The sequence below is a fragment of the Lachnoanaerobaculum sp. MSX33 genome, assembly GCF_000512995.1.
Classification (GTDB): Bacteria; Bacillota; Clostridia; order Lachnospirales; family Lachnospiraceae; genus Lachnoanaerobaculum.
The window spans coordinates 34,820-60,386 of the sequence record NZ_AZXX01000043.1 but is presented as its reverse complement, the minus strand read 5'-3'; the positions used below and the strand labels follow the sequence as shown (position 1 = coordinate 60,386).

Here is a 25,567-nt window from a genome sequence, read left to right as displayed (position 1 = left end):
GGAAAGTGGTAAAATAATAGTGGTTATGAAAACCTAACTTAAACGGTTTAAGTTTAGGCATGGACGTGAATGTTGAAAAATCAACTTGTGAAAAAGTTTTAAGGGGGTCTTATGAAATACAAAGGGGTATATTTTAGTTTAATAAGTTTTTTCTTGAAAAAACCTATGATAAGAAAATTCGGTAAGGATAAGACCGAAGAAAGTTTAAAAAAGGCACGCGGTTTATACAGACAAATGATTGAGAGTACTGAGGATATAGGCTCTAACAACCCTATGGCCGGCAATATTTATTCGGCATATGTTTTTATGGCTGTGTGCCGGGCAGGGGATTTTGGTGTTGATGATTTTAATGAGATCATTGTTGAATTTTTAAATAACAAATTGATCGGTAAACTCAAAGGCGGTTTTGATTTAAATAATCCGAAAGATATGAAAAAATTTGCCGACAGGATGCATAAAATGGCGGATTGGGCAGATAAACATCCGGAGTATAAGGATAAAACTTGGGATTTTAATTTTGATGAGGAGCTGCACAGTGACGGTTTTTATTACCACTTCACAAGATGTCCTATTGAAAAATTTGCAAGAGACAACGGTTATCTGGATCTTTTACCCATGTGCTGCGATATCGATCATCTTATGTTTGAGAAAGGAAAGGGCGTATTACATAGAGAAAGTACATTGGCATCAGGCGGGAAAATATGTGACTACTGGGTTGTAGGGGATAAGAATAAAGATCCTAAGTGACAATGGGCATAAAAAAGACAGCGAGGAGCTGTCTTTTTTATGATTGATAATTTATCAGTCATACTTTCTCAATAAGTGATTAAATACTATTTTTCCTATAAATAATTGACTAATCAAGTATATTGATAAATAGATCACGATATATTCTGTATCCATGATATTTAATACTCCAAGTAAAGAATATGCCATGATAGATAGAGCAGTGATAAACATACCAAACAAATAGGCATATCTTCCTGATTTATCCCTAAGCTTTTGTTTTAATTCATCTTGCTGTTCTATTCTTTCAATTTCTAATTTTTCCTCATATTTTTCATTATGCCTTTTCCAATAAAAATACTGAGCTATATTCACAATGCCGCCGGCTACAAAAGCACCTGTAAGTCCGTAAAATACTCCCGACATTTTATTTGCATCAAAAGTAATAGCTATATATAACGATATTCCGGATAATATAACATAGATCAGTCCATAAATCATATTACTTCTTTTCATGGTTTTCCTCCTTTTCATATATAAATATTTCTTCTATTGTCTTGTTGAAATATAAAGCTATATCAAAAGCTAAATCCAAAGACGGATTATATTTGCCGTTTTCTATTGCACTTACAGTTTGCCTTGATACTTTTAATTCTTTTGCGAATTCTTCTTGAGTTAAACCTTTAAGCTTTCTTAATTTATCTAAGTTATTCTTCAAATACACTACCTCTTAATGTAAAGCTTCCTTTACATTAAGTGTAAATAAATTTTTTGTTTATGTCAAGCCACCTTTACACAAATTATATTTCAATGTTGTAAGAATATTGAAAACAGTTTGGAAAGCACAAAAATAAGATTGTTATTGTATTTTGAAGATATATACATTAGAATTAAAGTATCTTATATGGTTTTAATTTCTAAAATTCTAAGTTTCAAAAAATAATCCAACAGTAAATTTTTTTGGTATAATGAGGAGGAGATATGCAAGATAAAGATATAACGGAGAAGATGCTTGAAAAGTACAATGATGTATTTGCTGATATCTTAAATGTACTTTTGTTTGCCGGTAGAGATGTGGTTGATGAATCTGCACTTATGGATGCATTGCCGATGAGTATGCTAAAGATTGACGGAAGAGTCAGAACACAGGAAAGAGATATAGCAAAGTATTGGCGTAAAAATAAAATCAATGTCGCATTATTTGGACTTGAAAATCAGACAGTACCAAATAAACTTATGCCTCTTAGAGTATTTGGTTATGACGGTGCAGAGTATGTAAAGCAAAGCAGAAAAGAAAACGGTGACAGGGCAAAGTATCCTGTGATTACATTGGTATTGTACTTGGGATATGAGAAGAGATGGAATTATCCGAAAAGACTTTTTGAAGTTCTTGATATAGATGAAGATGTTCGTCCTTATGTAAATGATTTTAAGATAAACTTATTTGAAATAGCCTATCTTGAAAGAGAAAAGATAGACTTATTTAAAAGTGATTTTAGGATATTGGCTGATTACCTGTATCAAATGAGGGAAAATAGAGATTATATAGCTGATGAAACGAATATTGCTCATGTGGAAGAACTTTTAACATTAATGTCTGCAATGACAGGAGATAACAGATTTGAAGAAACGATAAACGATTTCAAGGGAAAGGAGAAAGTCAATATGTGTGAAGTACTGGATAGAGTAGAGGCCAGGGGGATAGAAAAAGGGATAGAAAAGGGAATAGAAAAAGGAATTGAACAGGGTATTAAAAGAGGTACCATAAACACGCTTATATCATTGGTAAAGGATGGATTAATTAGTCTTGATGAAGCGGCAATCAGAGCAGATATGAGTGCAGAAGATTTTGAAAAATATATAAAATAAAATAGAAACTTAATGGAGGCAGCATAGGCTGCCTTTTTTATAAGTCAAATGACAAACATATTCATATAAAATTAGAGTTCTTTCTTATTCTAAAAGGTGCTATACTAAAAATGTTGTGAAATTATTATTGTATATACTACTTATATAACTATAAATCAAAGAAGGGGATTTTATGCAAAAAACTTATACAAATTTATATTTGTTAAAGCGGTTTTTACCATATTACGGCAAGTACTATCCAACATTAATACTGGATCTTATATGTGCAGGTTTTTCAACCATGTGTGATCTGGTGTTGCCGATAATACTCAGATATCTGACAAATACTGCAAGACAGGATTTGAGCCTCCTGACTGTAAAACTTATACTGACACTTGGAGTAATATTTGTTTTACTCAGAGTGGTGGATACCATAGCAAACTACTATATGCAAAATATAGGTCATGTGATGGGGGCAAAGATAGAAACGGATATGAGATATGATATTTTTTCTCATATACAGCAACTTCCTTATTCCTACTATAATACAAATAAATCAGGTCAGATATTATCAAGAATTACTACCGACCTTTTTGATGTTACAGAGTTTGCACATCACTGTCCGGAAGAGTTTTTTATAGCACTGGTAAAACTTGTAGTTTCATTTGTAATACTGATAAATATAAATATTACTCTTACACTTACCATATTTATTATGATACCGATAATGGTATTCTTTATGTCTTCCACCAATAACCATATGAGAAAGGCACAAAAAGAACAAAGAAATCATGTCGGTGAGATCAATTCAGGCATTGAAAACAATATTCTGGGTGCAAAGGTTGTAAAATCATTTGCAAATGAAGAGTTGGAAGTAAAGAAGTTCCATAAAGAAAATTTGAGATTTTTGGATATTAAAAAAGAGTTCTACAAATATATGTCAAATTTTCAGGTGGTATACAGAATATTTGACGGAATTATGTATCTGACAGTTATAGTACTTGGAAGCTACTATATGAAGGTCGGTAAAATAAATGCAGGTGATATGTTTCTTTACACATTGTATATAAATATGCTTTTAAATACAGTAAAGAAAATAGTTGACTATATGGAGCAGTTCCAAAGGGGAATGACAGGTATTGAAAGATTCATTGAGATAATGGATGTAAAAAACGATATAGTCGATAAGGAAAATGCGAGAGTTTTGACCGACGTACATGGCGATATTGAGTTTAGAAATGTCAGCTTTGCATATCCTGACAGTGACGCAAAGGTACTTGATGATATCAGCTTTTCAATAAATAAAGGAGAGAATATCGCTATTGTAGGTTCTTCAGGTGTAGGTAAAACAACTATATCAAATCTTATACCGAGATTTTATGAGGTCAGTGAAGGTGCAATACTTATAGACGGCACAGATATAAGAGATTTCAAGCAAAAGTCATTGAGAGATAATATAGGTATTGTGCAACAGGAAGTGTACCTGTTCTCAGGAAGCATATATGAAAATATAGTTTACGGAAAAAAGGATGCAAGCTTTGAGGATGTAGAAAAAGCCGCAAAGATGGCCGGTGCCTATGACTTTATTATGGAGCTTCCGGATAAGTTTGATACATATATAGGAGAGCGTGGCACAAAGCTTTCAGGTGGACAAAAGCAGAGAATAAGCATAGCAAGAGTATTCTTAAAGAATCCACCGATACTTATACTTGATGAGGCAACTTCAGCACTTGATAATAATTCTGAAGCTATAGTGCAGCAGTCACTTGAAATATTGAGTAAGGGCAGAACTACAATCACAATAGCACATAGACTTTCAACCATAAGAAATGCAAGCAAAATCTTGGTACTTACAGAAAACGGTATAGAAGAGTCAGGCACACATGAAGAGCTGATGAATAAAGAGGGAATATATTTTAATCTGTACAATAAGAATATCGATGAATTAAAGGAATAAATATTATGGAAAGTATTTTTGATTTGATAGATGAAAAAGAGCTGGTAGACATATTTTCAAAAGCAGTGGACATACCGAGTACAAATCCAAAAGGCAATGAAAAGCCTATGTGTGAGTATGTAGAAAACTTATTGAAGGAAAATGCTATAGATTATTTTACGGTACCGGTGGAAGATGGAAGATATGATGTTATAGCAAAGCTTAAAGGAAAAACAAATAAGGATGCTATTGTTTTCACAGGGCATATGGATGTTGTGCCGGTTTCCGACGATGAGATGAAAAGATGGAATACACCGCCTTTTAAATCCACTATAAAGGACGGAAAATTATATGGCAGGGGAAGTGCCGATATGAAAAGCGGACTCATAAGTGCTATATATTCTATGATACTTTTGAAGAGAAACAATATTATTCCTGAGAGAGATATAATAATTGCGGCTACCATAGATGAAGAAAACTTTATGAAGGGATCAAAGGCATTATATCAAAATAAGGTGTTTGATAATGCAAAATATCTTATCGTATGCGAGCCTACCGATATGAAGATATGTAATCGTCAAAAGGGTAGAACATGGGCTGATGTCTGTGTACATGGCATGACTGCTCACGGTTCACAAAAGGGTGTAGGTGAAAATGCCATATATCTTGCGATAAAGCTTATAGAAAAGATAAAGAACACTGAATTTAAAGATTATCCCGATACATTCTGGAGAACATTGGCTATAAATGCAGGTGTTGAGCCGCAGGTAGTGCCTGACAGATGTGTGTTTACAGTGGATGCCAGACTACAGGTAGGACATAAGCCTGAGCATATATGGGAAAAACTGGATGAGCTTATAGATGAAATAAAAGCGGAAAATCCTCATTTTGATGCTACATACAAGATAGCCGATATGAGAACATCATGGGATACATCAAAGGAGGACAGACTCATAAAGACTATTAAAGCCACATTAAAAAAGCTGGATATTGATCTGGAATTTGACACCTTTACAGGCTCTACAGATGCAAGTATGCTTATAAAAAATGAACTGATACCTGTAATTATAGGACCGGGAGATTTATCGGTGGTACATAGGGAAAATGAATATGTCAAGCTCTCACAGCTCTTTGATTCATGCAGGCTGTATATTGACATAATGTACGGTATGTAATAAGCGCTTCATTTCCCACTATTATTGTAAGAATGCCGAAAAAATGTTATTATAAGCATTATTATTCAAGGTTTAACGATAGGAAGAAAAGATGATTGTTGATCAAAGTAAAATTAGAAATTTTTGTATTATTGCACATATAGATCATGGCAAGTCTACACTTGCAGACAGGATTATAGAAAAGACAGGGCTCTTGACCAGCAGGGAGATGCAGTCTCAGGTTCTTGACAATATGGATCTTGAGAGGGAAAGAGGAATTACCATAAAGAGTCAGGCGGTAAGAACTGTTTACAAGGCAAATGACGGTAATGAATATATATTCAATCTTATAGATACACCGGGACATGTGGATTTTAACTATGAAGTTTCAAGGTCTCTCGCTGCCTGTGACGGTGCCATACTTGTAGTAGATGCGGCACAGGGTATAGAGGCACAGACACTTGCCAATGTTTATATGGCACTTGATCATGACCTTGAAGTATTTCCTGTTATAAATAAGGTGGACTTGCCAAGTGCCGATCCTGATTTGGTTGCAAGTGAAATAGAAGATGTTATAGGAATAGAGGCACATGACGCTCCAAGAATTTCAGCTAAGATAGGACTGAATATAGAGGATGTACTGGAAGCGATAGTTGCGAAGGTTCCGGCACCGGAGGGAGATCCCAAGGCACCTTTGCAGGCACTTATTTTCGACTCAATATATGATTCATATAAGGGAGTAATAGTATTTGTCAGAATCAAAGAGGGAAGTGTAAAAAAAGGCGATCCTATAAAAATGATGGCAACCGGAGCTGTGGCGGAAGTTGTGGAAGTAGGGTATTTCGGTGCAGGTCAGTTTATTCCATGTGATGAGCTTTCTGCAGGCATGGTAGGCTATATTACGGCAAGTATAAAGAATGTAAAGGATACCAGAGTCGGTGATACTATTACATTAAATAATAATCCTTGTGAAAAGGCATTGCCGGGATATAAGAAGGTAACACCTATGGTTTATTGCGGACTTTATCCGGCGGACGGTGCAAAGTACAATGACCTTAGAGAGGCACTTGAGAAGCTGCAGTTAAATGATGCTTCGCTTTTCTTTGAGCCGGAGACTTCACTTGCTCTCGGATTCGGATTCAGATGCGGTTTCCTTGGGCTTTTACATTTGGAAGTAATACAGGAAAGACTTGAGAGAGAATATAATCTTGACCTTGTTACTACAGCACCGGGTGTTGTATACAAGGTATTTAAAACTAACGGAGAGGTTATAGAACTTACAAACCCTTCAAACCTCCCCGATCCTTCAGAGATAGAGCATATGGAGGAGCCGATAGTTTCTGCCGAGATAATGCTTACAAAAGAATTTGTAGGATCTATTATGAATCTCTGTCAGGAGAGAAGAGGTATTTATCTTGGTATGGAATATATTGAGGAGAATCGTGCAATTTTAAAATATGATTTGCCTCTGAATGAAATAATATATGATTTCTTCGATGCACTAAAGTCAAGATCAAGAGGTTATGCCTCACTTGATTATGACTTAAAGGGCTATGTACCTTCAAAGCTTGTGAAGTTGGATATTTTGATAAACAAGGAAGAGGTGGATGCGCTGTCATTTATAGTGCATGCGGATTCCGCTTATGAAAGAGGAAGAAAGATGTGTGAGAAGCTTAAAGAGGAGATACCGAGACACCTGTTTGAGATTCCTATACAGGCGGCAGTAGGTTCAAAGGTTATAGCAAGAGAGACCGTTAAGGCCATGAGAAAAGATGTTTTGGCAAAGTGTTACGGAGGAGATATCTCAAGAAAGAGAAAGCTTCTTGAAAAGCAAAAAGAGGGAAAGAAGAGAATGAGACAGATCGGAAATGTGGAAATCCCTCAAAAGGCGTTTATGAGTGTACTTAAATTGGATGAGGATTGATAAAGTATGTCAATGAAAAAGTTGGAATTATATGTGCATATACCATTTTGCGAAGAAAAATGTAGGTATTGTGATTTCTTATCCTTTAGAGCTGACGACAGTGAAAAGAAAGCATATGTTAATCAGCTTATAGAGGAGATAAAAGCGCAGGGACAAAATTACGGTGAATATCTTGTGAGTTCAATTTTTATCGGTGGAGGTACTCCGACTACACTTAGCGGAATCTGGATACTTGATATTATGAATGCTGTTCGTGAGAACTTTATAGTTGAAACCGATGCGGAAGTTTCTATTGAGTGTAATCCGGGTACATTGTCAAAGAGCAAGATAATGCATATAAAAAAGGCCGGAATCAACAGGATAAGCTTCGGTTTGCAAAGCAGTATCGAAGAGGAGCTTAAAGAGCTTGGAAGAATACATACCTATAAAGATTTCTTACAAAGCTATCAGCTTGCAAGAGAGTATGGGTTTACAAATATAAATGTAGACCTTATGAGCGGTTTGCCGAATCAGACAATTGACAGCTATAAGACTACATTAAAAAGAGTATGTGCCCTAAAGCCTGAGCATATAAGTGCGTATTCACTTATAATAGAGCCGGATACTCCTTTCTTTGACAAGTACGGAAGTGAAGAGGGCAGTATGCTCCTACCAGATGAGAATATAGACAGAGAGATGTATGCTCTTACAAAAAATATTTTAAGAGAGCATGGATATGAGCGATATGAAATAAGCAATTATGCAAAGCCCGGAAGAGAGTGCAGACATAATATAGGCTATTGGACAGGAGTTTCTTATCTTGGTCTTGGAGTAGGCGCTTCAGGTTATGTGATGAACAGACGCTTCCATGTGGAATCGGATTACAAAAAATATATGAGTGTAAAGATGCAGCAGGATATTACACCGCTTTACTGTGATCTGGAAGAACTTGACATCAAGGCAAATATGGAGGAATTTATGTTCCTCGGTCTCAGACTTACAAGAGGTGTATCCAGACATGAGTTCAACGAGAGATTCGGTGTAGATATGTTTGAGGTATTTGACAGACAGATAAAGAGAAATATGATGTTAAAGCTTATGGAATATAACTCGCCAAACTTAAGGCTAACCGAAAAGGGACTTGATCTCAGCAATATGGTAATGTCAGACTTTTTGTTGGATTAAAAGACTGAGAGGAAGTATGTTATATTTTATAAATGATTATAGCGAGGGTGCAACGCCTGAGATTTTAGACAAATTACAGGAAAGTAATTTATCCAAGCAGGCAGGTTATGGAAGTGATGAGTTTTGTATTTCCGCAAAAGAAAAGATAAAGGAAGCTATAAAGACCGATGCTGAAATTTTCTTTGTAAGTGGTGGTACTCAGGCAAACAAAATAGTTATCGGAAGTATTTTGAAAAACTATGAGGGTGTAATTGCGGCAGATACCGGACATATATCGGTACATGAAGCGGGAGCCATAGAAAACACCGGACATAAGGTCTTTGGATTGAAGTCTGAGAACGGCAAGCTGGCGGCAGATACTGTAAAAAGATTCTGCAGAGACTTTTACGCAGATGTAAATCATGAGCATATGGTATATCCCGGAATGGTCTATATATCACAGCCTACAGAGTATGGAACTTTGTATTCAAAGAATGAATTAGAAGAGATAAGATCGGTTTGTGCTGAATATAATATTCCTTTTTTTATAGACGGAGCAAGACTTGCATATGCACTTGGAAGCAGTGAATGTGATACAGGTTTGGAAGATATTGCAAGATTATGTGATGTATTTTATATAGGCGGTACAAAATGCGGTGCACTGATAGGTGAAGCGATAGTATTTACAAATAAAAGGCTCAGTAAACATTTCTTTACCGATATGAAGCTCTTTGGAGCTGTATTGGCAAAGGGAAGGCTACTTGGAATACAGTTTGATACATTGTTCAGTAATGATTTGTACAAAAAACTTGGAAAAAAAGGTGTAGATGCCGCTATGAAGATAAAGAAGGCTTTGATTGAGAAAGAGTATGAACTTTATATAGACTCCCCTACCAATCAACAGTTTATTGTAGTTGATGATGTTACAAGAGATCGATTATCAAAGGATATAGGCTTCGGATTTATGGAGACTCTTTCAAACGGAAAGCATGTTATAAGATTTTGTACAAGCTGGGCAACTGAGAATGAAGATGTGGAGAGGCTGATTTCCATATTGTAAAAAAGATATAATATTAACCGGTATATAAGGAGGCGTATGAAGGAAGAAAAGAAAATATTTGTCACAAAGGCTACATTGCCTCCTAAGGAGGAATTCCTTGAGTATGTAGATAAGATATGGGAGAGTGCCTGGCTTACCAATATGGGTGATGTACATAATGAGCTTGAAGATACTTTAAGTAAATTTATGGACGATATGGATATAGTTCTTACAGTAAACGGACATCTGGCATTGGAGCTTGCATTACAGTCTCTAAAGATAGAAGGTGAAGTTATAACAACGCCATTTACATTTGCATCTACCACTCATGCCATAGTAAGAAACGGACTTAAGCCGGTTTTTTGCGATATAAAGGAAGATGATTTTACAATTGATCCTGAAAAAATAGAAAAGCTTATAACAAAAGATACCAAAGCTATAATGCCTGTACATGTATATGGTAATGTATGTGATGTGGAAGCCATTGATAGAATAGCAAAAAAGCATGGATTATATGTAGTCTACGACGCGGCACATACATTCGGTGAGAGATATAAAGGAAAGAGTGTGGCGGATTTTGGAGATATGAGTATATTCAGCTTCCACGCAACAAAGGTGTTTAACACCATAGAAGGTGGTGCTATAGCTCTCAGAGATAAGGAGAGAAGAAAGTCTTTGGATTTTTTGAAAAACTTCGGTATTGCGGATAAGGAAAATGTTCCTTATGTGGGTAGCAATGCAAAGATGAATGAGTTTGCGGCCGCTATGGGACTTTGCAATATGAAGCATCTTTCTGAGTACATAGAAAAAAGAAAGAGAATCTGTGAGCTATATACAGACAGGCTCTCAGATATAAAGTCTATTAGACTTAATAAATATAATGATGACACTACATACAACTATGCATATTTTCCAATAGTTGTAAAAAGGGGCAGCAGGGATGAATTATACGACAAACTGGCAAAGGAAAATATTTTTGCAAGAAAGTATTTTTACCCATGTACAAATGCCTATGAATGTTATAGTGAAAACTTTGATGCAAATGAAACACCTATTGCACTTGATATTTCAAAAAAGGTTTTGACCTTGCCTATATATCCTGATTTGGAAGAGGCTGAGGTAGAGAGGATATGCAGTGTTATACGGAGAGAACTATGAAAGCAAAAAACTTAAAGGTTTTGGAAGAAAACGGCTTTCAGGTTCCAAAGTTTAAAGTAGCTTATCCCGGAGATGAGATTGACTTTTCATATTTTGATTCGGAACTTTTTGCCGTTCGCTCAAATGATGCACATGAGGACGGTGAAAACTTTTCCTATGCAGGACAATTTTTAACTGTTTTAAATGTTCCAAAATCAGAAGTGGATAAGGCTATAAAATCAGTGGTAGACAGTTATAAAAACAGATACTACGAAGAAAAGCTTGGTATACAGGCAGAAAACAAAATATCAAGTGTAATAATTCAGGAAATGGTGGCTTCCGAATATTCAGGTGTTTTATTTACTGCCAATCCTAAAGGCATCTTAAATGAGACGGTGATAGTGGTAGGAAAAGGACTTGGAAGCAGTATAGTGGAGGATAAAGCTGAAACAATTACCTATCACCACTACAGAGACGGAGCTACATATAAAGAGGGAAATGCCTTGAACTTTCCTGAAAACCTTGTAAAGGAACTTGAAAAAACCGGAGAAAGAATCGAAAAGCTTTTTGGAAAGCCGATGGATATAGAGTTTGCCGTCAAGGATGAAAAAATATATATTTTACAGGCAAGAGAGATTACGAGTCTTGATTTTACAAAAAATATTCGCATTTTAGATAACAGTAATATTGCTGAAAGTTACCCCGGAGTGTGTTCTAAGCTGACCGGAAGCTTTGCCGGGGAGGCATACACAAGGATATTTACAAGACTTATAGGAAGAGTGCTTGGAAAATCAGCAAACAGGTATGAAGACTTGTTTACGCATATGGTCAGTTACTTTGGGGGAAGGATGTACTATGAAATCAGTAGCTGGTACGATATTTTAAGACTATTACCTTTCTCTTCAAAGATTATCCCTATTTGGCAAAAGATGCTTGGTGTAGAGGATGAAAAAATACACTTTTCTAAAAAAAGACCAAGCTTATTTATAAAAACAAAGCTTTTCTTTTCAACTCTTTATCTGTTTTTGATCTCACAAAAAAAGATGGCGGATCTTTCATTATTTTTCAAAAAAGAATTCCAATACTATAGTGCAAAAGTTGAAAATGAAGAGGACCCAAAGAAGCTGTACAATCTTTTTTTGGAAATGGAAGCTGTATTCTTTAAAGAGTGGGACTGGACATTGATAAATGATATGGTGTCATTTTTGTCCACACATTTTGCAGGGAAAAATGTGAAAAATACCCTGGCACTTGAAAGTAAAAAGCCTGTAGAAGCGTTAAATGAACTGGTACATACATATTCAAAATTCGGTGCAAGCTCGGATGAATATAAAGAAAAGAAAGCGGATTATATCAAATACTATGGTGACAGAACTATAGGGGAGCTGAAGCTTGAGACAAGGACATTTGCAACAAATCCGGAACTGCTTGATAAGATGGTGGAAGAAAGGGCGATGCTTCCCGTACAGGATATTAATAAAAGTACTGTAAAGATAAAGAAGTCTTTGGCAAGGAGTTCAACCAATTATCGAGAGATTTCAAGGATGAACAGAAGCAGACTGTTCGGACTAATGAGAAAACTTATAGATAAAATAGGTGCAAAGACTGTTGGCGAAGATATTTATCATCTGTCACTTCCACAAATAAGAGAAATGATATTTTCAGGTAAGGATTTTACCGAAGAAATAAAAGAAGAAAAAAGGCTGATGCTTGTATACAATGAGCTTCCGACTATTAAAAAAGTTGTGCTTTTGGGTGATCCGGTTATAGATTTTTCAATTATGGACAGAAGTATTTGTGATGAAGAAACTGAGAGAGATTTTCTTACAGGAAGAGGAGTTTCAAGCGGAAAAATTACTGGTGAAGTCATTAAAATAACAGATATGAGAACCGTGTCATTAAAGGATGTGAAGGATAAGATAATAGCCACATATTCAACTGATCCGGGCTGGTTTCTTCTACTTGATGTAGCAAAGGGAATTTTAGCAGAGAGAGGTTCTTTACTTTCTCATACCGCAATAGTTGCAAGAGAGTTAAAAAAGCCTGCGGTGGTTGGGATTTCAGATTTGATGAATTATATAAAAAGTGGTGATATAGTGGAGCTTGACGGCGATAAGGGATACTGCAAGATAAAAAGGGAGAGCAAAATTGAGTGAGATAACTGTAAGCATAGTAAAAAAGAACAAGGATAAGGAATTGTTCCTCAGATTTCCTTCAAAAATCTATGATGATAAACATATAATGCAGGATAAGGTTTTTGAAAGGGAAGTTTTGGAAAACACCAATATATTATGTAAAGGTGTAAAGATAATACCGCTTATAGCGAAGGATAAAAAGGAAGAAGTGGTAGCCAGATGCCTGCTTTCACTTTATGAAGATGATATTGCATATATAGGATTTTTTGAATCGGTCAATAGCAGTGAGGTGGCAAAAGAACTGCTTCAAACTGCAGAGAGTATTGCTAGGGAAGAAGGAAAGAAGAAAGTTTTGGGACCTATAGACCTTTCTTTCTGGGCAAGGTATCGCTTTTGCACTTCTGAGGATTTGCCATATATCGGAGAGCCTGCAAATAAGGGATATTATAAAGAACTTTGGGAAGAGAACGGATTTCAAGTATCCGAAGAGTACTTTTCAAACTTCTTTGATGTTGCGGATGAAAGCTTTGACAGCGAAAAGGCAAGGAAGAGACTGCAGGATGCAAAAGATGAGGGATATATATTTACACATCCTGATACAGATAATTTTGAAAAATACCTAAGAGATATATATCCTGTTTTGATAGAAGGATATAAAGACTTTTGCGGATTTAAGATGATATCTGAAGAGGACTTTGTAAAGCTTTATTCACCTTTAAAAATGGTAATAGATACGGAGACGGTTTTTCTTGCATATAAGGACGACGTATTAAAGGGATTTTTAATATGTCTGCCGGATTATGGAAATTTACTTTGTAAAGCAAGAACACCTGCACTCTTACTAAATGTGATGAATGTAAAGTCTCATGTAAAAAGATATGTACTCTTATATATGGGAGTTAAAAGAGACTGCCTTGGACTCGGTTCGGCACTTTCACAGCAGGTTGTAGATATTCTTAAAGTAAAAAAGGCAAGTGGAATATCCGCACTTATTCACAGCGGTAAGGCAAGCGGAGGGTATTTTAAGGACAAGATAAAAGAGCAAAGAAAGTATGTGATGCTTGAAAAAATGCTTTAGTATCCGGAGATATAGATGAAGAATAAGACATTTTTAAAAAGTATATATTGTGCTATAGAGGGACTTATCTTTGCTCTAAAGACAGAAAAGAACTATAAGTATTACATTGTTATAGATATTATATTTTTTCTCGTGGACTTTTTTGTATTTAAGCCGGATAAGGCCGGTTGGTATGCATATATTATTACCTCTGCAGCTGTTTACGGCCTGGAATGTATAAATACTTCCATAGAGCATATTTCTGATTTTATTTCAGCAGAGGTTCATCCTGAGATAAAGGTTATTAAGGATATGGGAGCTGCCGGAGTGCTTTGCTTCGGTATAGCGTTTTTTGCCGTACAGATTATGGAATGTATAAGTTATTTAGGAGTAGCATTATGATCATATCACTGTATATAAGTATGCTTCCTGTAATCCTTGGCGGAGTTTTCAATATGCTCTTTGTAAAGATAAAGGCGCTAAATTTTTTACGAATACCTGTAGACGGCGGTAAAAGTTTAAAAAGAAAAAGAATTTTCGGCAACAGTAAGACGGTACTTGGGTTTATAGGAATGATACTTGGCACTGTGCTTGCGGCAATACTTTGGGGATTATTTTTAAAACAAACGGGATTGGAGCATTACAATCTGATCTATAAAAATTATCCCAATATGGTTTATTTTAATCTTTTATCCGGAGCATTATTCGGATTTGCATATATGCTCTTTGAGCTGCCAAACAGCTTTATAAAAAGAAGATTTGATATAGATGCGACAACTAGAGGCAGATTTCCGACAAATATAGCTACATTCGTATACGATCAGATAGATTCGATGATAGGAGTAATGCTGGTGCTTGCAATATTTGCTGAGCTTAGCTTCATGCAATATATTTTGGCGGTTTTACTTGGTGGGATCACTCATGTGGCTGTAAATATGATTTTGATTTTGTTTAAAGTAAGAAAGTATTTATGATATGAAAAAGATATTTTTGGGAGTATATCATCCAAGTGTTATACTGACTTATATAGGTGTATTGATTTCGATATTCGGGATTTTCTTTGCAGAGAGCTTGTACCTTGCTACTATTTTACTGATGCTTGCAGGAGTCTGTGATGCATTTGACGGAATATTTGCAAGAATGTATAAAAGAACTGAGCTTGAAGAAAACTTCGGAGTACAGATAGATTCATTTGCAGATCTGATTTCATTCGGATTGTTTCCCGCAAAGATATATATAAGCTTTTTTTCTAAAAACATATATATTTCATTTGTACTTGTAAGTTTATATATTTTGGCGGTAATAATAAGACTTGCGTATTTTAACTGCAAGGGAAGTGAAGATAAGCTTTATTTTACAGGACTTGCTGTAACGTACTCCGCATTTTTTATATCTTTGTATGTGGTTATTGCAAAGTATATAGAGAGTTTTTCGGCTTTACCGATTGAGTGCCTGTATATATTTTTAATTTTGGCATTTTTGTGGAATAAGAAGATAAGAAAGCCGAATCTGTATATCAGAACAGCTTTTTTGATTCTTGCCATTGTGTTTATAGCTTTATTGCTGATATAGGTGATACTTTGGAAATAATTGATAGAAGAAGCGGTAAAATAATAAGAGAAGAGGAAGACTCGGCAAAAGTTATAGAATTTTTATATCACAGTTTTTTTGGGAGGCTATTTTTAAAACTCTTCTTTGCAAGGCCATATTTTTCAAAATTGCTGTCGATATATTATAAAAGTCCCTTGTCTAAAAATAAGATAAAAAGCTTTATAAAAAAATATGATTTGGATAGAGGGCTTTTAAAGAGAAATTTTAAAAGCTTTGCCGTTTTTTTTTCAAGAAAAGAAAAGATAAATGTGGATAATGAGGGTTTTTTAGCCACTGCAAGTGGAAAACTTCGAGTATTTAAAATAGGTGAAGACGGAAAACTCTATCTTGGAAATAAAAAACTTAGTATAATGATAAAGGGCAATGTTTACAATATGGATAAATTGTTGAAAGACCCATTGCCCGAATGGGCAAGAGGTGGATATCTTTTATTATACAGACTAAGTCTTTGTGATTATCACAGATATATTTATCCGTTAACAGGAAGAAGTGAAAAAAGAAAAGAAATTTCCGGCAGACTTGAAAGTGTCAGAAGAGATGCCGCATACTGGAGAGCATTTGCTGAGAATAAAAGGGTGTTGGAATTTTGGATGAGTGAATATGGCAAGATGCTTCATATGGAGATAGGAGCAATGCTTGTAGGACATATTCATAACCATAACAAACGCTACTTTCATAAAGGTGAGGAAAAGGGTTTTTTCTCATATGGCGGTTCAAGTATAGTTGAGATAGTCGGCAAGGAAATAGAGATAGACAGAGATATCTTAGAAAACAGTAAAAGAAATTTTGAAACTAAAATCCGAATCGGAGAGAGGATAGGATATGGAAAGATTAAAAAGGCTTAGAGTTTATTTTAATGAAATGTTTCCGCTTATTCCAAGACTATGTCTTGGCTACATTGTATTTTTGGAAATATACTTTATTGTACTATTAAATCATGGAGTAACGGGAAAGCAGCTGCTTTTATTTGATAAGGTTGAAGGTCAATCAGATTTAATATCTTATTTTATACAGCATGATGTAATAGGCGTAATAATCGGAGGATTTACAATATTCAGCTTTTTACTTTGGCTGCGTATTGCGGATGATTTTAAGGATTATGAGCTGGATTGCAGACTTTTTGCAAGCAGACCGCTTCCGTCAGGCAGAGTGCATAAGGATGATTTAAGAATTTTTGCCACTATACTTATCGGAATAACAATTTTTATAAATATACTTTTTATGAGGAACTTTATATTCTGTCTGATACTTTACAGTTACGGAAGTTTGATGGCGGTTTGGTTTTTCCAAAAGCATAAGATAGCAAAGTCATTGCCTCTTGCCTTGGTTACACATAATCCGGTACAGATAATATTAAATATTTATGTTATTTCTTATGCGATAATGAAGTATAAACTTCCGATATTTGATATTACAAATTTGATGGCGGTTATGACACTTTATTTCCCCGCACTTATTTGGGAGATCTCCAGAAAAATCCGTGCACCTAAAGAGGAAACCGAATATGTCACATATTCAAAGCTGTTCGGATATAAGAAATGCGTTGATTTTGTATTTCTTCTTACTTGGCTTGATATACTTACAAATGTGGTTTTGGTATGGAATCTTAATAAGATCTCTGTAGTGGCATTACTTGCAAACACAGTATGGTGTTCTATGAAATTCATTGAATATAAGAAGGATCCCGGCAAATACAGAATTGTCAGTAAGGTGGAAAGATATACATATATACAGGAATGTATGATGATTGCAACTATTGTAATTTATTTGATAGTTGGAAAGATATAGATAAGGAGTAGTATATGAAATACGATTTTTTAGTAGTTGGAGCGGGGCTTTTCGGAGCAATATTTGCATATGAGGCAAAGAAGCGCGGTAAGAGTGTTTTGGTTATTGATAAGAGAAATCATATAGCCGGAAATATCTATACCGAGAATGTAGACGGAATAAATGTTCATAAATATGGTGCTCATATTTTCCATACTTCAAATAAAAAGATTTGGGAGTATGTAAATAATTTTGCAGAGTTCAATAATTATATCAATGCACCTGTTGCTATATATAAGGATGAACTTTACAATCTGCCGTTTAATATGAATACTTTCAGCAAGCTTTGGAATATAAAAACACCTGATGAGGCAAAGGCGATTATAGAAAAACAAAGACAGGAATCAGGAATTACAGATCCTAAGAATCTGGAAGAGCAGGCCATATCTTTGGTCGGAAAAGATGTATACGAAAAGCTTATAAAGGGATATACGGAAAAGCAGTGGGGTAGAGATGCAAAGGAACTTCCGGCATTTATTATAAAGAGACTTCCACTGAGATTTACATTTGATAATAATTATTTCAATGACAGATATCAGGGTATTCCTATAGGAGGATATACCGGAATAGTTGAAAAGCTTCTTGAGGGTATAGAAGTAAGAACAAATACCGAGTACAGAGATTTCATAAAGGAAAATCCTGATATAGCTGATAAAACTGTATATACCGGAATGATTGATGAGTTCTTTGATTATAAACTTGGAGTGCTTGAGTACAGAAGAGTATACTTTGAGGATGAAAGACTTGATACCGATAACTATCAGGGAAATGCAGTGGTAAATTATACAGAAAGAGATGTAAAGTTTACAAGAATTATAGAGCATAAGCATTTCGAATACGGCAATCAGGACTTCACCATTATTTCAAAAGAATATCCTACAGAGTGGCAAAAGGGTGAGGAACCGTATTATCCTATCAATAATGAAAAGAACAATGCTCTATATGAAAGCTATGTCAAGCTTTCAAAAACCAGACCTGAGATAATCTTCGGTGGCAGACTTGGTGCATATAAGTACTATGATATGGACAAGGTGGTTGAAGCGGCACTCGATTGTGTGGAGAAGAATTTATAATATATGAAGTATGATCAAAAACAACACCCTTTGTTGTTGGGTATACTGTATGCAACAGCAATATATGGTTCAATAGTTTTAGCTATATTGTGTATTATAGGAGCTGCTACTGCACTGGTATTAATTATTCCTATGTGTATCCTGTTTGTATTTGTTTTGATATCACAAACGCGAAATATTTCATTTGCTAAAAAGGAGGAAGATGTAGACTATTGTCTGAAAACATATTTTGTATACAAATATATAACGATGCCTGTTGAATTAACCTGCGCAGGAATAATAGGTACTATTATTTTTGCAATATTCGGAATAATAATTCATTGGCCGGAAGATAGGCTTGTATCTACTTTACTTGTGTTTATTATAACTCTTATAATTTCTTCTATTATTACTTTTATTATTACGATAGGTCCATATTCGTTGATAGTATTTGCTGTAATAGGGTTGCCGTGTTTTACATCAATCGATTGTGTCTTAGGTATTACACAAAGAAAATACGGTATGTCTTCTGCGGAAAGAACGATACATTTTTTATTGCAGATGATACCGGTGCTGGATATTATAGACGGACTGTATATAAGTATAAAGTATTGGAATAGAGGCAGGGGATTGGCTGTTGTGACTGCTGTTTTTACCTTTTGCGTAACAGCATTGGTATTATCGATTTATTTGGCAAATAGATTTTAGGTATAATCTTGTGTAAATAAGTACGGAGGAAATAATTTGAAGAAATTCCGGCCTGTTTTAGATATATTCTATATAATTTTAATATATGCATGGCTATGCTTTAATATAATTGTTTTGCATCAAATCTTATCGGAATCAGATGTAAGTATTCCTACTGTAATTGTTGCAGTGAATAATATATTGTTTATTGTGGTATATGTAATACTTATCAGAGTACAAATTATAAATATACTGGAAGCAATAAAGACAGAGGATATAGATTACTGTATAAATAACTATTTCTTTTATAAATACACACTTATGCCAATTATGTTAATTGGTAGAGGTCTGCCTGTTTTTATTTGCTTATTCGGAGTAGGAGCCTTTTTTTTGGTATTTTTAATGCCGTTTGTCATTATTACTTGGCCATTTATAATTGGTATGTGGATTTTACTACCTGTACTGCTGGTATGCACAACTTTAATAGAGTTGCCATGTTTTATATTAACTATTTGTATTTTGGACATTACAAGGAAGCAAAAGAAGATGACTTTTGAGAGAACTTCAGTGCATTTTATCCTTCAACGGATACTGGGAATAGATTTAATAGACGGATTGCATATAAGTACAAAGTACTGGAATAAGGGCAGGATGCTTGCAAGGATAACTTTCATATGTATTGCTGTAAGTATATTAATTGGAATATTGATAGACTTGTTTTCCAGATTTGTAAAGTAACTTGAATAATCTATGATAGAATAAAATAGTTTTGTATAAAAGAGGGGGCTGTAACGTAATTTTTTATATGTTACAGCCCATTTTATATTTAATGATTTTTAGGTATAAGTTCTTCTCTTACCATTCCATATTCTATTACATTTTCATTATCATCATATGTAAAGTATAGATAATCAGATAAACCGGAGGTTAGTCTATAATAATAAGTATCCGAAGTTTTTATTCTAGGTTCTCCAAGGTAGCCCACAACACGAGATTTGCTTAAAACTCCATTTTGCTCAGGTAATAATCCTATACTGAGTGGGAAAAACTGTTCATATATGATTTTTTTAAGTGGGCGAACTGAAATCTTGGTAACAGTTAATAAATTATCTTCAGGCTTTTCTTTTTCAAGCCTAAATGTTATAGTGCTATCTTCGGAAAGATATTTATAATTATTTCCATCTTTTTCATTAGGTTCTTTATATCTTTTAATGAGCACTTCCTCTTTAGAACCAAGGACTACACCATTAAGGTGAATTCTATTGGCAAATATGGCGTTATCATAATCTAATAAAATATCATAACGGCTTTTATCTTCTCTGGCACCGGATATATCACCTAAGTGCTTTGTAAAGTTTTCTTTTGCAAGTTTTAGAGTAAGAGGTTTTGAATCAAAAAATTCCTCAGGTACAGAAATCTCATAATTTACATATGATATAGAATCATTGGCTATTATTAAAAGCAAAGCATTATTGTCAAGCCTTGGAAATATATATGGTGAAGAATGCAAAGGATTTTCATCTATACCTGGTGGTGTTAAATCAATATCATAAAGCCTGGATGCGATTGCACCTTCATAAAATTCATCATATTTGATTGTGATGGTCGAAGAGTCCGTACTTAGCTCCACATCACTAAGCTGTATATACTCGGCTATTTCAGGGAGTTTGCTAACGATATTTTTTAAGCTGTCCTTATCAATATTTTCATTAATAGTTAACTCATTTAAATTTTCATACGGAAAATAGATGCTTTGTGATATGGAAAGTCCATCATTTATTGAAGTTTGAGCCATGTCACTCTCTGTTGAAGATGTAGAACTTTCTTGTGTAGAAGTATCTTGCATTGATGGAGACTCGCTTTCTTGTGCAACAGAGGTTTCACTTTCTCTTGATGATTGACATCCAGAAAGTGAATATATTAAAAATGATAATAGGAATAAGATAAATAGCTTATTTTTTCATTATACATTCTCCTTAAAATATGTTTAAAATCTATTTCTTTAAATGATATCATTAAATACATGGCTTGTAAATATAGAGAAAGGAGCTGTCGGGAAATGGCAGCCATAAAATGGGAGGAGTAACTTAAAATGAGTTACTCCTCCCTAAGTTTTTACAAAAAAAAGATGGCTAACGACAACCATCTTTCTCCGTTACATGTTATAATGTAACTATCTCACAGTTAATTATTATAACGACTTTTTTGAAATAGGTCAACAGAAAATCAACTTTAGTTTCTATGCCTTATTATAGAAAAACAAAATGTCCTGACAAAGTAACAAAGCCAAAGCGCCTTGTATTTGTCAGGATATTTATATTTCGCTCTGCGGGAAGTAAAATCACTTATTTCCCGACAGCCCCTTTTTCTTTGCTCAAAAGTTAAAATACCTTGTAGAAAAAGCGCCCATAAATATAATATAAAAAGCGTCCATAAATATAAAAAGGTACTTGACAAAACGCTTCCTGGGGAAACTCTAAAGATATAGAGCCGTATATCGATGAAAAGATGGAGAATAACATTCTTTTGACACAGACAGAAAGGCTCACGATGAACGGACGACCGAAGAATCCGAAACACGCAAGAAATAAAAATGTTCTTGTGATCGGTGGTTCAGGAAGTGGTAAAACCAGATTTTTTGTTAAGCCAAATCTAATGCAGATGCACTCGTCATATTGCGTAACCGATCCAAAGGGAACGATCGTCTTGGAGTGTGGTAAGATGCTTCAGGAGAATGGATATGAGATTAAAATCTTGAATACTATTAACTTCAAGAAGTCGATGAAATACAATCTTTTCGCCTATATCAAGAGTGAGAAGGATATTTTGAAGTTGGTTCAGACGATTATCGCCAATACGAAGGGAGAAGGAGAAAGGTCGGGGGAAGATTTTTGGGTGAAAGCCGAAAAGCTCTAGTATACGGCATTGATAGGTTATATCTTTTATGAAGCTCCAAGAGAAGAAAAGAATTTTAAGACTCTTCTTGATATGATTGACGCTTCTGAGGTCAGAGAAGATGACGAAACCTATATGAATCCGATTGACAGGCTCTTTGAAGCATTGGAAAAACGAGAACCGACACATTTTGCAGTGAAACAATACCGAAAATATAAGCTTGTAGCCGATGTTATATGCTCTAAGAGAACTTTTAGTACACCGTTACTGAGGTTCGCTTAGAGCATTTATTACATACAGAGGAAGGAGGTAATGTCAGTGAAGAATAAATTTACTGCTCTGTATGAGCGCCTAAGCCATGATGACGAACTGCAAGGAGAATCGAAAAGCATAACCAATCAGAAAAAGATGCTTGAAAACTATGCGGAAGATAATAATCTTACGCCATATCTGCATTTTACGGATGACGGAATATCCAGCACCTGGTTTGATCGACCGGGCTTCGTATCCATGATGAAAGAAGTTGAAGCCGGGAATGTAAGTACCATCGTAATCAAAGATATGAGCCGTATGGGCCGTGATTATCTTCAGGTTGGTCAGTTCATGGAAATGCTTCGGCAGCGTAACATCCGTCTGATTGCCTTGAACGATGGGATTGATAGCTTTCGTGGGGATGATGACTTTACCCCTTTCCGCAATATCATGAACGAATGGTATGCGAGAGATACCAGTAAAAAGATCAAATCCACATTTCTGGCAAAAGGAAATGCCGGTAAGCATGTCGCAAGCAGCTGTCCGTATGGCTATCTCAAGGATGAGCATGACGGCAATCACTGGATCGTGGATCCGGAAGCAGCTGCCATCGTCCGACAGATATTCGCTTGGACGATTGAAGGTTTCGGCCCCTATCAGATTGCTTCTCTGCTGAAAGAGAAAAAGGTCGAGATTCCGGCGGTTCACATGGCCCGGTTTGGACAAGGCCTGAACAAGAACAAGACCTTCAAGGATCCGTATAACTGGGGATCTTCCACCATCGTGAACATTCTCAAGAAGCGAGAGTACCTTAGTCACACAGTTAATTTCAAGACTCGGAAGCACTTCAAAGATAAGAAAAGTCATTATGTTTCTGAGGATCAATGGGTCGTCTTTGAAAATACGCAGGAACCGATTATTGATCAGGAAACCTATGATATTGTTCAAAGGCTTCGCAGTAATGTCCGGCGGTATCCGAATGGTTGGGGTGAAACACATCCGCTGACCGGATTGATGTATTGCGCTGACTGCAGGGCAAAAATGTATGTTCATCGTGTTACCAATGGAAAAAGAGTTCCGCAATATACTTGTTCTGCTTATAGCAAAGTGCCGGTCGGTACTCGATGCAAAACCCAGCATCGAATTAATGCTGATTCGGTAATTGATGCCGTTAAGGCCATGCTGAAGGCAATCGCAGAGTATTCTCAAAATGACCGGGAAGAATTTCTGAAGATTGTTCAGGAAACACAGAAATGTCAGCAGACAACAGAGTTTAAGCTGAAGAAAGATCGCATGGATGAAGTGAAACAGCGCATTGCAGATCTGGAAAAACTGATTATCCGCATCTATGAGGATAATGTGCTTGGCAAGTTGCCTGATGACAGATATTCGTTTCTTGATCGGCAATATGCAAAGGAACAGCGGACTTTGAAGGTAGAGTGTGCAGAACTTGAAGCTTATTTTCAGTCCATTGAACAAGGAAAGAAATCTGCTGATCGCTTTGTAGCTCTGATTGATAAGTATGAAAGCTTCGATGAACTGACCACCACCATGCTGAATGAGTTCGTGGAAAAGATCCTCGTTCATGAGCGTAGCCGAAAAGGCAGCATTAAGACTACTCAGGAGATTGAAATCTATTTCAACTTTGTAGGGAAGTTTGTTCCTCAGACACTTCAACCGACAGAGCCAACAGAGGAAGAACTGGAAGAAATCAAGCGAATTGAAGCACTCAAGGACAAACAGCATCAGGAGTACCTTCGCCGGAAAGAAAGTGGATGGCAACGCAAATACGAGGAACGAGTGAAATCTGAGAAGCACAGGAAGATGAAGGCAATGAAAGAACAGATCCGGGCCGAGGATATGGCCGCTGGTGTGTTTATCCCTGTTTCCGGCATGAGTGAAATTGTTCCGAAAGTAGGTGTTCCAAGATGATTGTGATAAAAGCCATCCTGAAGATACTGGTTCTGCCGGTTATCTTGATATTGATCCTCATGCAGTGGATCGGAACCTTCTGCACCGGGATTGTGGAAGTGATCCTTGGAATCCTGTCCTTCCTGTTCAGGGCTGTTGCTATCCTTGGATATCTGATGGGGATATGTTCTGGACACGAAGCTTGGCAGATGATTCTGATTGCGTTTATTGCTTTTCTCATTCCACATATCTGTGTTTGGTTCATAGAACGAATCATTGATGTGCGGTTCATCTTGGCTGATTTTCTTGGCTCTTGAACCGACAAACAGAATACATGAAGTGGCCTGTGGTCACTTCCCTACATAGCCGCTTTCCATGCCGGGAGGCGGCTATAAATCTGTCAAAATCAAGGAGGATATGTCACCATGACTAAACTGACAAAGTACGAAAAGGAAACCATACTTCTTTCCTCTGAGGGGGATGATTATTGGGAACTCTACACATTCAATCCGACACTCAAGCGGCGGTTCGCTGCTTATGCCAAGAATCACCCGGATCTCTGTGAACTGAAAGCTATTACAGAGGAAGGCAGCGTGACCTATCGGATCAGCAAGGCTCGGCTTTCCATTCGGTTGACGGAGCCTTACAGTGAAGAACGCCGCCGTGCATCCAGTGAACGAGCCAAGCAGTCTGAGCTGATGAGCAAGCTATAAGAATAAAATTATCTGATCATACAAAGGTGGATATGGGGGCTCTATTTCAAGATAGAATAAATCGTTTTAAAACTCGGTGGCCTAAGATGTAATAACTACGTCTTGTTCCTGAGATACTCTTGAAAATGTAATTGAAGTATGTTAGTTTATATACAAACATACAATATGGAGGTGAAGGTGCTGATGAATGAAGAACCCCGTTTCGGTGAATATCTAAAACAATTGATAAAAGCAGCTGGATTAACCCAAACGGATTTTTATACTCAACTTGGTATTAGAAAGCCGTACTTCTATGACATTGCTTCTGGCCGTGTAAATCCGCCGCCTCCCCATTTGCAGTTTAAGGCGGTAGAAATCCTCCACGCTGATGAGGAAACCAAAATACGCTTCTTTAACTTGGCCGCAAAGGAGCGTGGCGAGATGCCTGCAGATATAACGCAGATGATTTCCAATAATCCCGATGCGATTGCTTCAATTAGAAACAGCCTTCGCATGGCCACCAATTAAGCTTATGGAGGAA

General features: G+C 36.0%; 25 protein-coding genes and 1 pseudogene. 23 read left to right on the top strand and 3 right to left on the bottom strand.

The window, feature by feature from the left end; genetic code table 11:
* The first annotated feature begins 111 nt into the window (after positions 1-111).
* Complete coding sequence (locus tag HMPREF1495_RS04185) at positions 112-747, top strand: L-2-amino-thiazoline-4-carboxylic acid hydrolase (protein WP_034212320.1); 636 nt, start codon at positions 112-114, stop codon at positions 745-747.
* Between the two features lie 54 nt (positions 748-801).
* On the opposite strand, the gene HMPREF1495_RS04180 is transcribed toward HMPREF1495_RS04185, so the two are convergent.
* A complete protein-coding gene (locus HMPREF1495_RS04180; protein ID WP_034212319.1) occupies positions 802-1,242 on the bottom strand; it encodes a hypothetical protein in 441 nt (146 codons plus the stop codon).
* Positions 1,229-1,444, bottom strand: a complete 216-nt coding sequence (locus tag HMPREF1495_RS04175) for a helix-turn-helix transcriptional regulator (RefSeq protein WP_198013544.1) — start codon at positions 1,442-1,444, stop codon at positions 1,229-1,231. The genes HMPREF1495_RS04180 and HMPREF1495_RS04175 overlap by 14 nt, the downstream gene beginning before the upstream one ends.
* 263 nt (positions 1,445-1,707) lie before the next feature.
* Between HMPREF1495_RS04175 and HMPREF1495_RS04170 the strand changes: the two genes are divergently transcribed.
* The 17 genes from HMPREF1495_RS04170 (at position 1,708) to HMPREF1495_RS04090 (ending at position 20,014) form a co-directional block, all read left to right on the top strand.
* A complete protein-coding gene (locus HMPREF1495_RS04170; protein ID WP_034212317.1) occupies positions 1,708-2,595 on the top strand; it encodes an Rpn family recombination-promoting nuclease/putative transposase in 888 nt (295 codons plus the stop codon).
* A 172-nt stretch (positions 2,596-2,767) separates the two neighbouring features.
* Positions 2,768-4,531, top strand: a complete 1,764-nt coding sequence (locus HMPREF1495_RS04165) for an ABC transporter ATP-binding protein (RefSeq protein WP_034212316.1) — start codon at positions 2,768-2,770, stop codon at positions 4,529-4,531.
* A 5-nt stretch (positions 4,532-4,536) separates the two neighbouring features.
* Positions 4,537-5,685: a M20 family metallopeptidase gene (locus HMPREF1495_RS04160; protein ID WP_034212315.1), complete on the top strand. Its 1,149-nt coding sequence runs from the start codon at positions 4,537-4,539 to the stop codon at positions 5,683-5,685.
* A gap of 91 nt (positions 5,686-5,776) precedes the next feature.
* Positions 5,777-7,588: a translation elongation factor 4 gene (gene lepA / locus HMPREF1495_RS04155; protein ID WP_007594483.1), complete on the top strand. Its 1,812-nt coding sequence runs from the start codon at positions 5,777-5,779 to the stop codon at positions 7,586-7,588.
* Between the two features lie 6 nt (positions 7,589-7,594).
* Positions 7,595-8,752 (top strand): radical SAM family heme chaperone HemW, encoded by a 1,158-nt coding sequence (gene hemW / locus HMPREF1495_RS04150; protein ID WP_034212312.1) that lies wholly within the window; start codon positions 7,595-7,597, stop codon positions 8,750-8,752.
* A 16-nt stretch (positions 8,753-8,768) separates the two neighbouring features.
* On the top strand, positions 8,769-9,791 hold the full coding sequence (locus HMPREF1495_RS04145; protein WP_034212310.1) for a threonine aldolase family protein: 1,023 nt from the start codon (positions 8,769-8,771) through the stop codon (positions 9,789-9,791).
* Between the two features lie 36 nt (positions 9,792-9,827).
* Entirely contained in the window at positions 9,828-10,928 is a 1,101-nt protein-coding gene (locus HMPREF1495_RS04140; RefSeq protein WP_034212308.1) for a DegT/DnrJ/EryC1/StrS family aminotransferase, read from the top strand.
* Complete coding sequence (locus tag HMPREF1495_RS04135) at positions 10,925-13,063, top strand: PEP/pyruvate-binding domain-containing protein (protein ID WP_034212306.1); 2,139 nt, start codon at positions 10,925-10,927, stop codon at positions 13,061-13,063. Before HMPREF1495_RS04140 ends, HMPREF1495_RS04135 begins: the two co-directional genes overlap by 4 nt.
* The gene (locus HMPREF1495_RS04130; protein ID WP_034212304.1) at positions 13,056-14,120 is read left to right on the top strand and encodes a hypothetical protein; all 1,065 of its coding nucleotides are present in this window, start codon (positions 13,056-13,058) and stop codon (positions 14,118-14,120) included. The genes HMPREF1495_RS04135 and HMPREF1495_RS04130 overlap by 8 nt, the downstream gene beginning before the upstream one ends.
* Positions 14,121-14,135: 15 nt before the next feature.
* The gene (locus HMPREF1495_RS04125) at positions 14,136-14,501 is read left to right on the top strand and encodes a diacylglycerol kinase (RefSeq protein ID WP_034212302.1); all 366 of its coding nucleotides are present in this window, start codon (positions 14,136-14,138) and stop codon (positions 14,499-14,501) included.
* On the top strand, positions 14,498-15,073 hold the full coding sequence (locus HMPREF1495_RS04120) for a CDP-archaeol synthase (RefSeq protein WP_034212301.1): 576 nt from the start codon (positions 14,498-14,500) through the stop codon (positions 15,071-15,073). The genes HMPREF1495_RS04125 and HMPREF1495_RS04120 overlap by 4 nt, the downstream gene beginning before the upstream one ends.
* Before the next feature lies 1 nt (position 15,074).
* On the top strand, positions 15,075-15,671 hold the full coding sequence (locus HMPREF1495_RS04115) for a CDP-alcohol phosphatidyltransferase family protein (protein ID WP_034212299.1): 597 nt from the start codon (positions 15,075-15,077) through the stop codon (positions 15,669-15,671).
* An 8-nt stretch (positions 15,672-15,679) separates the two neighbouring features.
* Positions 15,680-16,555 carry a phosphatidylserine decarboxylase gene (locus HMPREF1495_RS04110; RefSeq protein ID WP_034212297.1) on the top strand — a complete coding sequence of 292 codons (876 nt, stop codon included), beginning with the start codon at positions 15,680-15,682 and terminating at the stop codon, positions 16,553-16,555.
* On the top strand, positions 16,533-17,498 hold the full coding sequence (locus tag HMPREF1495_RS04105; protein ID WP_034212295.1) for a prenyltransferase: 966 nt from the start codon (positions 16,533-16,535) through the stop codon (positions 17,496-17,498). The genes HMPREF1495_RS04110 and HMPREF1495_RS04105 overlap by 23 nt, the downstream gene beginning before the upstream one ends.
* Before the next feature lie 14 nt (positions 17,499-17,512).
* Positions 17,513-18,610, top strand: coding sequence for a UDP-galactopyranose mutase (glf, locus tag HMPREF1495_RS04100; protein WP_034212293.1), 1,098 nt, complete (start codon positions 17,513-17,515; stop codon positions 18,608-18,610).
* 249 nt (positions 18,611-18,859) lie between these two features.
* Positions 18,860-19,297, top strand: a complete 438-nt coding sequence (locus HMPREF1495_RS13990; protein ID WP_242832844.1) for a hypothetical protein — start codon at positions 18,860-18,862, stop codon at positions 19,295-19,297.
* 36 nt (positions 19,298-19,333) lie between these two features.
* Positions 19,334-20,014, top strand: coding sequence for a hypothetical protein (locus HMPREF1495_RS04090; protein WP_034212289.1), 681 nt, complete (start codon positions 19,334-19,336; stop codon positions 20,012-20,014).
* 88 nt (positions 20,015-20,102) lie between these two features.
* Here HMPREF1495_RS04090 and HMPREF1495_RS04085 read toward each other — a convergent pair whose 3' ends face one another.
* Entirely contained in the window at positions 20,103-21,122 is a 1,020-nt protein-coding gene (locus HMPREF1495_RS04085; RefSeq protein WP_242832843.1) for a hypothetical protein, read from the bottom strand.
* A 611-nt stretch (positions 21,123-21,733) separates the two neighbouring features.
* Between HMPREF1495_RS04085 and HMPREF1495_RS13545 the strand changes: the two are divergent.
* The 5 genes and pseudogenes from HMPREF1495_RS13545 to HMPREF1495_RS04060 form a co-directional block, all read left to right on the top strand.
* Positions 21,734-22,399 (top strand): annotated as a pseudogene (locus HMPREF1495_RS13545) (type IV secretory system conjugative DNA transfer family protein); the annotation flags it as partial.
* Between the two features lie 84 nt (positions 22,400-22,483).
* Positions 22,484-24,355: a recombinase family protein gene (locus tag HMPREF1495_RS04075; protein ID WP_051402805.1), complete on the top strand. Its 1,872-nt coding sequence runs from the start codon at positions 22,484-22,486 to the stop codon at positions 24,353-24,355.
* Positions 24,352-24,651 carry a hypothetical protein gene (locus tag HMPREF1495_RS04070; RefSeq protein WP_034212285.1) on the top strand — a complete coding sequence of 100 codons (300 nt, stop codon included), beginning with the start codon at positions 24,352-24,354 and terminating at the stop codon, positions 24,649-24,651. The genes HMPREF1495_RS04075 and HMPREF1495_RS04070 overlap by 4 nt, the downstream gene beginning before the upstream one ends.
* Positions 24,652-24,759: 108 nt before the next feature.
* Positions 24,760-25,047 (top strand): hypothetical protein, encoded by a 288-nt coding sequence (locus HMPREF1495_RS04065; RefSeq protein ID WP_034212283.1) that lies wholly within the window; start codon positions 24,760-24,762, stop codon positions 25,045-25,047.
* Between the two features lie 183 nt (positions 25,048-25,230).
* Entirely contained in the window at positions 25,231-25,554 is a 324-nt protein-coding gene (locus tag HMPREF1495_RS04060) for a helix-turn-helix domain-containing protein (protein WP_198013543.1), read from the top strand.
* Positions 25,555-25,567 lie beyond the last annotated feature (13 nt).